The sequence below is a fragment of the Maribacter flavus genome, assembly GCF_008386635.1.
Classification (GTDB): Bacteria; Bacteroidota; Bacteroidia; order Flavobacteriales; family Flavobacteriaceae; genus Maribacter; species Maribacter flavus.
Genome location: NZ_VUOE01000001.1, coordinates 981,230 through 996,257 on the forward strand (window position 1 = coordinate 981,230; position 15,028 = coordinate 996,257).

Consider the following 15,028-nt stretch of genomic DNA (forward strand, 5'->3'; position numbering starts at 1 on the left):
TTTATAAGTTAGATGGTAACCCTAAAAAAAGTAATATGTACGGCCATTCTCCTAGCTCCATTTTTATTTTTTGGTCAACAAAATTCCGACCTAAAATTATGGTATGATGAGCCTTCTGGAGAGGTTTGGGAAAATGCATTACCCATAGGAAACGGACGCATAGGAGCCATGGTCTATGGGAACGTAGACAAGGATATTTTTCAATTGAATGAGCATACAGTTTGGAGCGGCAGTCCCAACCGAAATGATAATCCGGATGCACTGGAAGCTTTGCCAGAAGTGCGCGAGCTGATTTTTAAAGGCGAATATAAGGCCGCAGAAGAACTGGCCAATGAGAAAATCATTACCAAAAAATCACATGGTCAAATGTTTCAGCCCGTGGGGAATCTGGAGCTATCGTTTCCAAACCACCACAACTACCAAGATTACTATCGGGAATTGGATATCAGCAAGGCCATCAGCAAAACCTCATACCAATTAAATGGAGTTACCTATACCCGAGAAGCCTTCGTTTCTTTGGCCGACCGTGTGCTAGTGATTAAAATTTCGGCCGATGAACCGGGTAAAGTTTCATTTACGGCAAACTTTACTACGCCGCACCTAGAACCAAGAATTGAGACTCAGGGTAACGACCAACTTTCACTTTGGGGCAAAACGAGTGACCACGAAGGAGTAGAGGGTAAAGTGGAGTTCAATGCGCTGGCCAGAATAAAAACTACTAACGGAACGGTCACCCAAACCAATTCCTCCGTTGAAGTTAAAAATGCGGATGAAGCCGTTATCATGGTTTCCATTGCTACAAACTTTAATTCATACCATGACTTGAGTGGTGATGAAACGGAACGGGCAAAAGCGTATTTGGATGCTGCTTTTGAAAAAGACTATGACCAATTAAAGTCTGACCACATTAAAAAATATCAAAAGCTCTTTGATAGGGTTGTTTTGGATTTTGGAAGTTCGGAGGCTTCAAAACTACCTACGGATGAGCGATTGGCAAATTTTAGAAATACTAATGACCCTTCGTTTGTGTCCCTATATTTTCAATTTGGAAGGTATTTATTGATTTCCTCTTCCCAACCTGGTGGACAACCGGCAAACTTGCAGGGAATATGGAACGGACGCATGAAACCCGCATGGGACAGTAAGTATACGATCAACATAAACGCGGAAATGAACTATTGGCCTGCAGAGCGAACCAACCTCTCGGAATTGCACGAACCTTTTTTGACCATGGTGCAAGAGCTTTCGGAAACGGGAAAAGAAACCGCAAAAGTCATGTATGGTGCTAGGGGTTGGATGGCGCATCATAACACCGATATTTGGCGAATTACCGGCCCCATAGACGGTGCGTTTTGGGGCATCTGGAACGGTGGCGGGGCATGGACCAGCCAGCATCTTTGGGAACATTATTTATATACTGGGGACACATCATTTTTACAATCCATATATCCCGCTTTAAAAGGTGCTGCCGAGTTCTATGCCGATTTTTTGGTTGATCATCCTAATTATCCCTATCTGGTGGTTGCTCCTGGAAATTCCCCCGAAAACGCACCAGAGGAACATCAAGGTTCTTCCATTACGGCTGGCTCCACCATGGACAATCAATTGGTTCTGGATGTTTTCAATACCGCAATCAAAGCCTCTAAAATTTTGGGAAAGGATGAAGCTTTTGCCGATTCCCTTAAAATGCTAAGAAAACAACTCCCACCTATGCAAGTGGGCAAGCACAATCAATTACAGGAATGGTTGGATGATGTGGATTCACCCGAAGATCATCATAGGCATATTTCTCATTTGTACGGTCTCTTTCCGTCCAACCAGATTTCGCCCTACCGAACTCCCAAACTTTTTGCAGCCTCAAAAAATACATTACTGCAACGTGGTGATGTCTCTACAGGATGGAGCATGGGCTGGAAGGTAAACTGGTGGGCCAAAATGCAGGACGGCAACCATGCCTATAAATTGATAAAGGACCAGTTGACCCCGGTCGGCATAAACCAAGGCGGGGGCGGTACCTACAATAACCTCTTCGATGCGCACCCACCGTTTCAAATTGATGGGAATTTTGGGTGTACCTCCGGTATTGCCGAAATGTTGTTGCAAAGTTCCGATGGCTCGGTTCATTTGCTCCCCGCCATTCCAGATGCCTTAAAGTCCGGCTATGTAGGCGGTTTAAAAGCTCGGGGTGATTTTGAATTGGTTTCGATGGAATGGAAGGATAAAAAATTAGTAGTCGCTACGATCAAATCGAATTTGGGAGGAAACCTCCGACTTCGAGTTCCAAATGCCGTAGAATTAGTCGGAATAGGAACCTTGAAAAAAGTGGAAGACGAAAATCCGAATCCACTCTTTTATGTACCTGAAACGGCTGCACCCATAATTTCCAAGGAGGCCACCTTGAAGAATCTAGAATTGGCAAATACGTTTCTATACGATTTGGAAACTGAAAAAGGAAAGACATACACCTTTATAATGGAGAAGTAAGCATGATCCGATTTTTCACCCATACTATTTTGCTCGTTTTACTGATGCTTCAGTTTTCCGCTCATGCCCAAAAGCAAAACGCACAGAACCCCATTTTGTTTGCGGATGTTCCGGATGCATCCATGGTGCGTGTAGAAGACACATACTATATGAGCAGTACCACCATGCATTTGAGTCCCGGGGTTCCTATCATGAAATCCAAAGACTTGGTCAATTGGGAATTGGTGAACTATGCCTATGACCGACTCGGGGAGGTGGATGCCATAAATATGGAAAACGGTAAAAATGCCTACGGCAGGGGTTCTTGGGCCAGTTGTATACGCTACCATAATGGAACATTTTATGTCTTCACGTTTGCAGCCACCACCGGAAAAACCTACGTCTTTTCTACCAAGGATATAGAAAATGGTCCATGGAACGAAACCTCATTTGAACCTTCCTATCACGACTTGACGGTCCATTTTGACGATGATGGCAAAGTATACATGATTTGGGGTGCCGGGAAATTGATGATCGCCGAACTTGAAAGCGATTTGTCCGGCGTAAAAAAAGGAACGGAAAGGGTCTTGATTGAAAACGCCAGTGCCCCGGCCGGTGACAATATCATGTTGGGTGCGGAGGGTTCACAACTCTTTAAAATCAATGGAAAATACTATCTCTTCAACATTACTTGGCCAAGAGGTGGCATGCGCACCGTATTAATTCATCGAGCGGACAACATCAACGGTCCTTGGGAAGGCAGACTTGCGCTCCAGGACAAAGGAGTTGCCCAAGGCGGCCTCATAGATACCCCGGATGGGAAATGGTTTTCTTATCTCTTTAGGGATTATGGCTCCGTGGGTAGAATTCCATATATAGTTCCGGTCAAATGGGAAGATGGTTGGCCCATACTTGGCATAGATGGAAAAGTACCTAATACCTTGGATTTACCTCCAAGCGAAGGATTGATTCCGAATATCGTGGCTTCGGATGAGTTCAAGCGTAAAAAAAATGATGTAATACTTCCATTGGTTTGGCAATGGAACCATAATCCTGTGGACAGTTTATGGTCGCTTTCAAACCGTAAAGGTTTTTTACGATTGACCACAGGGCGAACGGACGAAACATTGGTGGATACCAGAAATACGCTTACACAACGAACGATAGGTCCCGTTTGTCAGGGTGTTACTTCCATAGACGTTTCCAATATGAAGGAGGGTGATAATGCCGGATTGGTGCTTCTCCAAAAAAACTACGGTTGGGTCGGTGCAACCCAAGTAAAGGGCAAAAAGAAAATTGTCATGGTTTTGGGTAACGATGAAGGTGAAAAGATTGTAGAGGAGCTTCCTCTCGACCAGAATACACTCTATCTAAAAGCAAGCTGCGATTTTACCGATAAAAAGGATGTGGCTTGGTTCTATTATAGTTTGGATAACAAAAATTGGAAGAGAATAGGGTCGGAATTAAAAATGTCCTACACCCTACCCCACTTTATGGGATACCGTTTTGGGCTCTTCAATTATGCCACTTCCCAAACCGGAGGCTTGGTGGATTTCGACTATTTCCGGATTAAGAATGAACTGGATTAAAAAACACTACTATGAATTTTAAGAATTTTTATTTACAAATTTTCACCTCGGCTCTGCTGCAAACTGTAGCCCTTGGCTTTGGTCAGCAAGCGAATGTCAACTTGGACTATAACCCACAGAAAGATACGGAAGGGTTGATTCCTTTTAGTGCAGCGGTAAATTCTCCCGAAGTTCATGATGACCGCACCGTTACTTTTCGGGTAAAGGCTCCCCACGCAAAAAATGTGGAATTGAACCCTGGTGCCATCAACACTGCTTTGGGCAAGGGAAGAGAGCCCATCCCCTTTACCCAAGGCGATGATGGGGTCTGGTCATTGACTATTGGCCCACTTCCGGTAGATATGTATTCGTATCATTTTAGGATAGATGGTGCGCAAATTGCAGATCCCAATAATACCCAGGCCGCTTTTACAGCCATGCCACCATACAGTACTTTGGTGGTGCATGGTGACGAACCTTCGTATTATGATGCGAAAAATGTTCCCCATGGAAATGTTACGCGTCATGTTTATCATTCGGATGTCACCAATGGCGAACGGGAATTGTATGTGTACACGCCTCCCGGTTATGACTCTAGTAAAGAATATCCAGTACTCTATCTGGTAGGAGGTAGTGGCGAACTACCATCCAATTGGATTTATGATGGAAGGGCAAATTTTATTATGGACAACCTTTTGGCAGAAGGCAAGGCAAAGCCAATGATTATTGCCATTCCCAACAATCAGGTCATCCACAGAAACCATCCTGAGCATGCACAACTGACTTTTGATATTTTTGAAAAGGAGCTACGAAACCATGTGATTCCAATAGTAGATAGAAATTACAGTACGATAGAATCTCCTCAAGGAAGAGCCATTTCCGGATTATCCATGGGAGGCCGTCACAGTATGTTCATCGGTTTTAGGTCGCTCGATCTTTTTGCGAACTTTGGAATTCTCAGTGCTGGAGATACCGATGCGGAAACTTCTTTGAAAGATTTCTTAAATGATCCAAACGTCAATGACAAGGTCGATTATCTTTTCGTAGGTCAAGGAACCAAGGAAGCGGAAGGTTTTTTCAATGCTAGGGTCCAAGGCCTCGTCGATGCCTTAAAAAACCACAACATAGAACACGACTACTATGTGGGCGGCAAGGGTGGACATGACTGGTCTACTTGGCGGCACCTCTTATATTATAGGTTTCTGCCCAACCTTTGGAAAGACCTTGATAACTGAACAAAAATCCTTCCAACTTGAAAAAAATACTATACTTCTTTATTTTCTTAAGTACTATCCTAGTAGGTGCCCAGAATAGTGATTTGTCAAGGGATAGTATCGCCAAGTATACCCGACAAGATTTTGCACAAATGAAGGAGCAATTGGGGATTACGATTCCCAATCGTCCAGGACCATCAGGAAATCCCACTGACCCCAATGCCGCTAATACGGATGAGAACAAAGTTGGTTTCTATTCCCTACCCGACCCTTTAGTTACTTCAAACGGAACTCCAGTAGCAACAGAAAAAGCTTGGTGGAATATTAGAAGACCAGAAATAGTAGCACAGTTTGAAGAGGAGATGTACGGTCATGTCCCGGAAAACATCCCCGATATAAGCTGGACCGTCGTGTCGGAAAAAGACACTACCGCCGGTCCGTATCCGGTAACGGAAACGCTGCTCATAGGCAAGGTGGACAATTCCAACCATCCCAATATCGAAGTTAATATTGAGTTGCTGATAGGGCTTCCCAAAAACATTGAAAAGGCGGTGCCTTTGGTCACCCGTTTTGGCTTTATTACTTGGCCTTTTGGTCCACCTCCCGCAGAACCCAACAGTTATTTCATGTCCTCTTATGAACCCTTATGGAAACAACAACTGATCTCACAAGACTGGGGCTATGCCATTTTGGTACCTTCAACTATTCAGGCGGATAATGGGGCGGGATTAACCTCAGGGATTATAGGTCTCGTCAATAAAGGAGAGCATAGAAGCCCGGAAGATTGGGGTGTACTCCGTGCTTGGGCCTGGGGAGCTGGAAGAGCCATGGACTATTATGAAACTAATCCAAAAATCGACGCCTCAAAAATCGGTATTGAAGGAACATCGCGCTATGGTAAGGCGGCCTTGGTCACCATGGCCTTTGACCCACGGTTTTCTTTGGGCTTTATTGGTAGCTCTGGAGCTGGAGGAGCTTCCCTATTACGAAGGAATTTTGGTGAGATGGTAGAAAATTTGGCTTCTAGCGGCGAGTACCACTGGTTTGCAGGTAATTTCATTAAATATGCGAGCACCCTCACGGTAAATGACTTGCCTGTTGATGCCCATGAACTCATTGCGCTATGTGCGCCAAGACCCGTCTTTATTAGCGTAGGTTCGCCGCTCATCGAAGGGAATTGGGTAGATGGCAAGGGCATGTTCCTTGCAGGACTTCATGCTTCCCCGGTATATACCTTGCTCGGCAAAAAAGGGATGGAAAGTGAGGAATATCCTGTAATTGGACAAGCCTTGACTTCTGGAGAAGTTGCTTTTAGGCAACATGCGGGTGGGCATAGCACAGGGCCCAACTGGAGTACTTGGATTGCGTGGGCACATAAATACTGGACAGATAAATAAGAATTAATACAACTTTTGAATACTTTAAAAATGAGAAAAAGAAATACACTTTTAGTAATGGCCGTTTTATCGCTGTTTGCAATGGTAAGCTTTACCGTTGCGGAATACAGTACGTATCCTCCTAAGAAAAATGTCCCCATATTTACGAAAGTCATCTATGAGGGTAACGATCAGGTCTACAACGATTATCCATTGGAAGAAGGGGAATTTTATAATCCCATTTTACAGGGTTGTTACCCAGATCCTGCCATTACCAGAAAGGGAGACGACTATTATATGGTTTGCTCCTCTTTTGCCATGTTTCCCGGCGTGCCCATTTTCCACTCAAAAGATTTAGTTAATTGGACCGACTTAGGTGGTGTTCTAGATGACATTACTGAGTTCAACCCTCACGATACCGGTATTAGTCAAGGTGTTTATGCCCCTGGTATTACTTACAACCCTAATAATGACACATTTTATATGATAGTTACGGCTTTTTCTGGGGGACTAGGAAATATCATCGTAAAGACAAAAGATCCTATGAAAGGATGGGGCAGCCCAAAAAAGCTAGATTTTGGCGGAATTGACCCCTCCATTTTCTTTGATGATGACGGTAAGGGGTATGTTGTACATAATGATGCCCCAGATAAAGGAAAAGAATTATATAATGGGCACAGGGTCATCAAAATATGGGAATATGATATTGAGAAGGATCAAGTAATAGCCGGTACAGACGAAATCATTGTTGATGGTGGCGTAGATATTACCGAAAAACCTATTTGGATCGAGGCACCACATATCTATAAAAAAGACGGAAGTTATTACTTAATGTGCGCGGAAGGTGGTACGGGCGACTGGCATAGTGAAGTGATTTTTAAAAGTGATAGCCCAAAAGGACCCTACATTCCTGCTCCTAGTAACCCGATTTTGACCCAACGTTACTTTCCAAAAGACAGAGAAAATATGGTGGACTGGGCCGGTCATGCCGATTTGGTTAAAGGTCCGGACGACCAATATTACGGCGTATTCCTTGCCATTAGACCCAATGAAGAAAATCGCGTTAATACGGGTCGGGAGACCTTCATTCTACCGGTGGATTGGTCCGGTGAATATCCTGTCTTCGAAAATGGCTTAGTCCCTATGGAGCCAAAGCTTAAAATGCCGCAAGGCGTAACCAATAAAACCGGTCAAGATGGTTTTATACCCAATGGAAACTTCACCTTTGAAGAAAATTTCTCTTCGGATAAGCTGGATTATAGATGGATTGGTTTAAGGGGTACACGGGAAGCATTCATCAAACAAACAAAGAAAGGCTTGGAAATCTCCCCGTTCAGTACCAACATCAAGGAACGAAAACCTACCTCAACGTTATTTCATCGGCAACAGCATAGAACCTTTTCCTTTACAACTACTTTGGAATATGAGCCTAAATCGGAAAAAGACATGGCCGGAGTTACGGCCTATCAAAATGAAAATTCCAATTATGTATTCGGTATCACAAAAAAAGGAAAGGAAAACTATTTAGTTCTTCAGAAAAACAGTAAACCAAATTGGCGTGGCGAAACAGTTTCTGAAATCATCGCAACGGAACCGATTGATTTGAATGGCCCAATAGACCTAAAAATATCAGCCGAAGGGGATGAATATCAATTCAGTTATGCAGTAAACGGTTCGGATTTCAAAACGGTTGGCGGAACAGTTTCTGGAGATATTCTTTCTACCGATGTTGCCGGAGGTTTTACCGGTGCCTTGTTAGGATTGTATGCAACATCGGGTAACGACATCATACTGGAGGATTAGTACAATTATTTTTTGAAAAGTAATTACCGAGTAACTTAAAATCTACTTAATGGGGAAAAATATTTTTTATCATATAGTTTTATTCTTCTTATCATTTTCCGCTATAAATGCTCAGGAAATAATAAATCTATATTCTTCTGAAATTCCAAATTCAAAACCCTCTGAAATAAAAGAATCGGGAGAAGGTTTGTATAGGAATGTAACCCATCCTACCCTGGAATATTTTAAACCAAATCCCGAAAAAGCGACAGGCACAGCCGTTATTCTTATTCCCGGCGGCGGTTATAGTGTTGTTGTTTATCAAGGTGAAGGCATTAACAATGCAAAAATTTTAGCTGAAAAAGGTATTGCCTCTTTTGTTCTAAAATATCGCTTACCAAATGATGAGATCATGGTTGATAGAAAAATTGGCCCTTTACAAGATGCCCAACAAGCCATAAAAATAGTACGTGAAAATGCTGAAAAGTGGGGGTTGAACAAAGATAAAATTGGTGTAATGGGGTTTTCTGCTGGTGGGCATTTAGCTTCAACTGTTTCCACCCATTTTGAAAAAGCCCACATAGAAAATGCAAAGAACACAAGCTTACGGCCCGACTTTCAAATTTTGATTTATCCAGTGATTAGCATGACCAGTAATTTAACCCACGATGGTTCTCGAAATGCTTTAATTGGTGAAAATCCAAGTGAAGAAGATGTTCAACTTTTCTCTAATGAATTACAAGTGAATACAAATACACCAATTGCTTACATAACGCATGCTGCAGATGATATCACTGTTGATGTGGACAATAGTATTGAATATTTCGAACAATTGAGACACAAAAAAGTAAATGTGGAAATGCATATTTATCCAAAAGGAGGTCATGGATTTATTTTCAAACACTCCAGCTGGATTACTCCCTTATTTGATTGGATGAAAAGGAACCAATTAATGAATGACTGATATTTTTAATTGTAAACTAGATACACAGCACTAAAAATGAAAAAACTAAGAATCCACATCGGCGTTTTGGCAATATTCTTAATGTCTTCCATAAAAATTATGGGTCAGGACCCAAACTTCCATATTTATTTAAGTTTTGGTCAGTCAAACATGGAAGGCAATGCGCGTATAGAAGCACAGGATACTATTGATGTAACGGACCGTTTTAAGGTTTTGGCAGCAGTAGACTGTCCGGAACTTAATCGAAAGAAAGGAAATTGGTACACGGCCATACCGCCCCTATGCCGTTGTAAAACAGGCCTTACACCTACAGATTATTTCGGAAGAACAATGGTAGAAAGTTTGCCCGACAGCATTACAGTTGGGGTCATAAATGTAGCGGTAGGAGGTTGCAAAATTGAGCTTTTCGACAAGGATGGTTATGAGGATTATGTCAAAACAGCCCCAGATTGGATGCTGAATATGATTAAGGAATACGACGGAAATCCATATGGTCGTCTCGTAGAGATGGCAAAGATTGCTCAAAAAGATGGTGTTATAAAGGGTATTTTATTACATCAGGGAGAATCGAACACCGGGGACACCCTATGGCCCAAAAAAGTAAAAGTAGTATATGACAACCTGCTTAAAGACTTGGGGCTCGAGGCTTCCAAAACACCTTTAATTGCCGGTGAGATGGTACATGCGGATCAAGGCGGTATTTGTTCGAGTATGAACGAAATTGTTGCAACGCTTCCAGAAACGATACCCAATGCACATATTGTTTCGTCAAAGGGAGTGCCGGATGCAAAGGATAATCTTCATTTTAATGCCGAAGGCTACCGTATTCTTGGCAGAAGATATGCCATTAAACTATTGAATGCTCTTCGTAATCAGGCCAACAATCCAATTGCCGAAAGGCACGCTCCTAAAGGGTTTGATATGGAAAAATCCGGAATAGCGAAAGGTCGTATCGACAGTATTCTGTATGATTCAAAAACGGTCGGTACCCAGAGGAAAGTGCTCATTTACACTCCTCCAGGTTATTCCAAATCAAAACGCTATCCAGTATTATATTTATTACATGGCATCGGTGGCGATGAAAAGGAATGGTATAAAAATGGAGCTCCGGCCGCAATTTTGGACAATCTTTATGCGGAAAGAAAATTGGAACCCATGATTGTGGTCATGCCAAACGGTCGCGCCATGAAAAATGACCGGGCCGAGGGTAATATTTTTGCCCAGGATAAAGTGGCCGCATTTGCCACTTTTGAAAAAGACTTGTTGAACGATTTGATTCCGTATGTCGAGAAAAAATTCAAAGTCTACAAGGATAAGGAGCACCGTGCCATTGGAGGTCTCTCTATGGGTGGTGGGCAAACCCTAAATTTTGGTTTGGGCAATTTGGATACTTTCTCTTGGGTAGGTGCCTTTTCTTCGGCTCCAAATACAAAAGTACCTGAAGAATTACTGCCAAATCCTGAAAAGGCTAAAGAATTGGAAGTATTATGGATCAGTTGTGGCGATGCCGACGGTCTGATGCCTTTTAGTAAACGTACGAGTGATTACTTGAATGCACACGATGTTCCCCATATCTTTTATGTGGAACCAGGTGGACATGATTTTGAGGTGTGGAAAAATGACTTGTACATGTTTTCTCAATTACTCTTTAAACCGGTTGATAAATCACTTTTCAACAAATACAGCGTGCTCGGATTAACAGCAAGCACCAATATAAGAAGGTCTTCCTATCCTCAAATACTACCAGATAAGCGTGTTATTTTCAAGACCAAGGCTCCGGATGCCAAAAATCTACAAATAGACCTGGGTAAAAAATACGACATGGAAATAGATGATGAAGGTTTTTGGACCGTTACCACAGACTCCATCACCGAAGGTTTTCACTACTATTCCCTGATTATCGACGGGGTAGCGGTTGCAGATCCTGCCAGCGAATCATTTTATGGAATGGGCCGTATGGCCAGTGGAATCGAGATACCGTTCAAGGGAGATGGATACTACAGCTTAAAGGATGTTCCCCATGGTGATATTCGCATTAACAAGTACTATTCCGAAGCTTCCCGTTCTTGGCGAGAAATGTATGTCTATACACCTCCGGGGTACGATGGGTCAACCGGCAACTATCCGGTGCTCTACCTCTTACACGGCGGTGGTGAGGACCAACGGGGCTGGGCCATGCAAGGGAAAACTAATCTAATATTGGACAATTTAATTGCCGAAAATGAGGCTGAACCTATGATTATTGCCATGTTGGACGGAAATGTTTTCTCTGGCGGTCTCGCCGGGTTCAACGAAAATTCACTGAAGGCTTTTGAAAATGAACTAAAACAAGCAGCGATACCTTTTGTGGAAAACAAATATCGTGTTAAGACAGGTTCTGAAAATAGGGCCTTGGCCGGACTCTCCATGGGTGGATTGCAAACACTTTATGCAGGTATTCAGAATACGGATATGTTCGCTTATTTAGGTGTTTTCAGTTCGGGATGGTTCGCGAATAACGATGAGTTATCGGGTCCCCAATATGCACTTATGAAAGAGCATACCGAGAAAATCAATAACAATTTGAACCGCTTCTTTATTTCCATGGGAGGTAAAGAGGATATTGCCTATCAAAACTGTCAGGTGATGATGAAAAAATTTGACGAGATAGGTATCAAATATGAGTACAGCGAATATCCAGGAGGGCATACATGGCCCGTATGGCGGCATGACCTGTATACTTTTGCACGGCACTTATTTAAGAAATGAAACCTTTTGAAAAATAATGACTGTGGAAAATTCAAAAGGCTTAATGCGCAATTTCGTTATGGATTATATACTTTGAACTTATCCAATACAATGTAATCTATGTTGACTCCCAATCCCTATAAGCACAATTGAAAATTGCTATTTACAGAGGTTGGGAGTAATAACACAATAGGTTTAGGAACAAATAAATCAGTTTCTTAAGAAGGGGGATTTCAATTTACCACAGCATCAACCTATAGCTAATGCTAGCCAATCATTCTTTTTAGGGTATAATCAACAAAGGCATTGATTCCAAATTGCCATCTTGGAATCCTATTCGTTAAGTTTACCCAATTAACCAATTGGCCAAGTTTGGGAGATGCAATTACCACTTTATCACTTATTTTATGGGTAAAGCCCATGCCTTCTTTGTCCCGGTCCAACGTAGGGGCGAACATCGTTCCGCAAAAAAGTACAAACCCATCGGGATATTGATGATTATCGCTCAATACCTGACTCACCAAGTCCTCCGGAGACCTGCTTATTTCCCCCATATCACTGGAATCCTCCAAAAGAAAACCATCATTTCCTTCAATTTTCAATGATACTTTTGAAGTTTTTAAATGCTCCAAGGCAAACGTATCGTCAAACATTCTAAATAACGGACCGATGGCGCATGAGCCATTTTGATCCTTCGCTTCGCCAAGTAATAAGGCGCTCCTTCCCTCAAAATCCCTCAGGTTAACATCGTTGCCCAATGTGGCACCCACTATTTGCCCTTTATTGGTCACTACCAATACCACTTCTGGTTCTGGGTTGTTCCAACCAGAATCATGGTGAACCCCTACTTCTGCACCAAAACCAACGGAAGAAAAGGGTTGGGACTTAGTGAATACTTCGGCATCCGGCCCTATACCTACTTCCAAATATTGTGACCAGATACCTCGTTTTTTTAGTTCTGCCTTCAATTTCATGGCATGGTCAGAACCGGGTCTAACATTATTTAAACCCTCCCCTATGGTAGCCGTAATTTCTTCCCTTATCTCATTTGCCAACATGGGATCACCTTTTGCCTTCTCCTCAATTACACGTTCCAATAGGCTTTTAATGAAAGTTACCCCACAGGCCTTAACCGCCTGGGTATCGTTAGGGGCCAGTAAAAAAGGTTTTTCTTCATCTCTATTATGGAATATGGAGTTCTCCAAAATTTCTTCCAGCTTTCCTATTTGGGTAATATTTTGGTCGTTCACCTTTAGAAACTCTTTATAAGAACTAGTATTGATAAGTTCACTGGTAGATTTAAAATAATAGGACAGATCATAAACTATTCCCTTATGGGCCCAAATCACGTGGGGTCCCGCTATATTTTTAAAAGCGTTTTTTTTTGGAACGTGGCATCTTCCTATCCATATGCCTTCATTAGCCAATTCTGGGATTATTTGATTTTTATCCATGTATAGTTTTGATATTTAGTGGGTTGTACAATCGTTGTTGTATTGCCATGTATTTGCCTAATTTTATTCTAAAACATCGCCTTACGAGGTGTCGAATCTTGTTTTCAATAAATGCCTGGATGCTTATTTACCCATCTTAAAAATAAGAAACCATTTTTAAGCCTTTATTACTAACAAGGAAAATGCCGACCCATTTTAAGAACGACTATTTTTTATTGCTGCACATCATCACCCAAAACATCGTAGCCTCGCCACTTAAATTCCTTGGCAAGTCCTGATGCTGCCGGCCATGCAATTTGATGCTGGTCGCTGGCCACCCATTTTCTCCTATTTTCTTCCGTATCGAAAGATATTTGAATTTGGTAGTTGAATATAGTTGGTTCCGCTTGGATCTCCTTTGACAAATCTTGAGGAAAAAGACGAAGTAGTTTAGAACTTAAATATCCGTCTTGTACGACCATTGCGGGAACATAAATGGAATAGTACATTTTTTCAAAAGCTGCCGCATTTTCCGCATCTACCACAAAGTCCATTTGCAATGCCATGGCCTTGGGTCGGTTCAAGGGTTTATTAATTTTATGCACACTTTCATTGGATGCGGCTATACCAATCACCAAAATTTCCAAATCTTCACCATCACCAGACCATGATATCTCCTCTCCCAAGCTGGCAAAGAAGGAATCGTCTTTCTTTAACTCTACCGTGGACGAACCTACTGTAGCGGACCCTGTTCCTTTCATAATGTAATAAACCTCCTCTGTACCTTCCAATCGATGCATTTCTGTTTTGGTCCCTGCCGGCACTACTAGATGATCCACATGGTGCCAAGCGGTTCTAAAGATTTCGGGTCCCAAAATTCTTTTAAACTTTGCTCCCTTTCCATAATGGGCCTTTTCGTCCTCTTTAAGTTGGCTCCTGTTCAATTGAGCATTTACAAACACAGGGGCGCCATCTTTTTTGGTTTTGGATAAATCGTCTCCCAAATCAAAGGCATCTCCCCTTGCCTTTACCTCGCTTACGGCAAAATTCAACCACTTTAAAGGTTTTCCAGAGGCATTATAAATACCATGGGAATCGCCAAGTTTGCAGGGAACTAATGCCGGCCCCTTTAGGGTCGATGTTCTTCCATTAATCGTAAACTCCGCCTCCCCATCCAGAATAACGTACATCTCTTCAATGGAATGGTGAAAATGATGGCCTATCCCAGATTTAGGCTGAATTATTCCAGAATGTAAATACAAAAAATTAGTGGCCAGATCATTTCTACCTACTAACTGGGTAAAACCCATTGTACCTGCACCTGCGTGCACACTAGACAAATCCCGATAGGTAGAAGGGTCATTATGGACCACCCTTTCATTGAGGTTTTGCGCTATACAGATACTGCCCAAAAGACAGCACAAAAAACTAAGTATTGGTTTCATAAGAGTTAACTATATTTTAATCGATTCGAAAAATTATCATTTTTAACCCCTACGAA

General features: G+C 42.2%; 9 protein-coding genes. 7 read left to right on the forward strand and 2 right to left on the reverse strand.

Annotated features, from left to right (window positions below; translation table 11 throughout):
- Nucleotides 1-12: 12 nt before the first annotated feature.
- Genes F0361_RS04280 through F0361_RS04310 form a run of 7 tightly spaced genes read left to right on the forward strand, consistent with a single transcriptional unit; the run spans nucleotide 13 to nucleotide 12,115 of the window.
- The gene (locus F0361_RS04280; protein ID WP_154917361.1) at nucleotides 13-2,484 is read left to right on the forward strand and encodes a glycosyl hydrolase family 95 catalytic domain-containing protein; all 2,472 of its coding nucleotides are present in this window, start codon (nucleotides 13-15) and stop codon (nucleotides 2,482-2,484) included.
- Nucleotides 2,485-2,486: 2 nt separating this feature from the next.
- Nucleotides 2,487-4,052 carry a glycoside hydrolase family 43 protein gene (locus F0361_RS04285; RefSeq protein ID WP_154917362.1) on the forward strand — a complete coding sequence of 522 codons (1,566 nt, stop codon included), beginning with the start codon at nucleotides 2,487-2,489 and terminating at the stop codon, nucleotides 4,050-4,052.
- An 11-nt stretch (nucleotides 4,053-4,063) separates the two neighbouring features.
- Nucleotides 4,064-5,266, forward strand: a complete 1,203-nt coding sequence (locus F0361_RS04290; protein ID WP_154917363.1) for an esterase — start codon at nucleotides 4,064-4,066, stop codon at nucleotides 5,264-5,266.
- 17 nt (nucleotides 5,267-5,283) lie between these two features.
- Nucleotides 5,284-6,642 (forward strand): glucuronyl esterase domain-containing protein, encoded by a 1,359-nt coding sequence (locus tag F0361_RS04295; RefSeq protein ID WP_154917364.1) that lies wholly within the window; start codon nucleotides 5,284-5,286, stop codon nucleotides 6,640-6,642.
- Between the two features lie 30 nt (nucleotides 6,643-6,672).
- Nucleotides 6,673-8,424 (forward strand): glycoside hydrolase family 43 protein, encoded by a 1,752-nt coding sequence (locus tag F0361_RS04300; protein ID WP_154917365.1) that lies wholly within the window; start codon nucleotides 6,673-6,675, stop codon nucleotides 8,422-8,424.
- Nucleotides 8,425-8,473: 49 nt separating this feature from the next.
- Nucleotides 8,474-9,367 (forward strand): alpha/beta hydrolase, encoded by an 894-nt coding sequence (locus F0361_RS04305; protein WP_154917366.1) that lies wholly within the window; start codon nucleotides 8,474-8,476, stop codon nucleotides 9,365-9,367.
- A 36-nt stretch (nucleotides 9,368-9,403) separates the two neighbouring features.
- Entirely contained in the window at nucleotides 9,404-12,115 is a 2,712-nt protein-coding gene (locus F0361_RS04310) for an alpha/beta hydrolase-fold protein (RefSeq protein WP_154917367.1), read from the forward strand.
- Between the two features lie 245 nt (nucleotides 12,116-12,360).
- On the opposite strand, the gene F0361_RS04315 is transcribed toward F0361_RS04310, so the two are convergent.
- Both F0361_RS04315 and F0361_RS04320 read right to left on the reverse strand, forming a co-directional pair.
- On the reverse strand, nucleotides 12,361-13,548 hold the full coding sequence (locus tag F0361_RS04315) for a fumarylacetoacetate hydrolase family protein (protein WP_154917368.1): 1,188 nt from the start codon (nucleotides 13,546-13,548) through the stop codon (nucleotides 12,361-12,363).
- 212 nt (nucleotides 13,549-13,760) lie between these two features.
- A complete protein-coding gene (locus F0361_RS04320) occupies nucleotides 13,761-14,972 on the reverse strand; it encodes a cupin domain-containing protein (protein ID WP_154917369.1) in 1,212 nt (403 codons plus the stop codon).
- Between the last annotated feature and the right edge of the window lie 56 nt (nucleotides 14,973-15,028).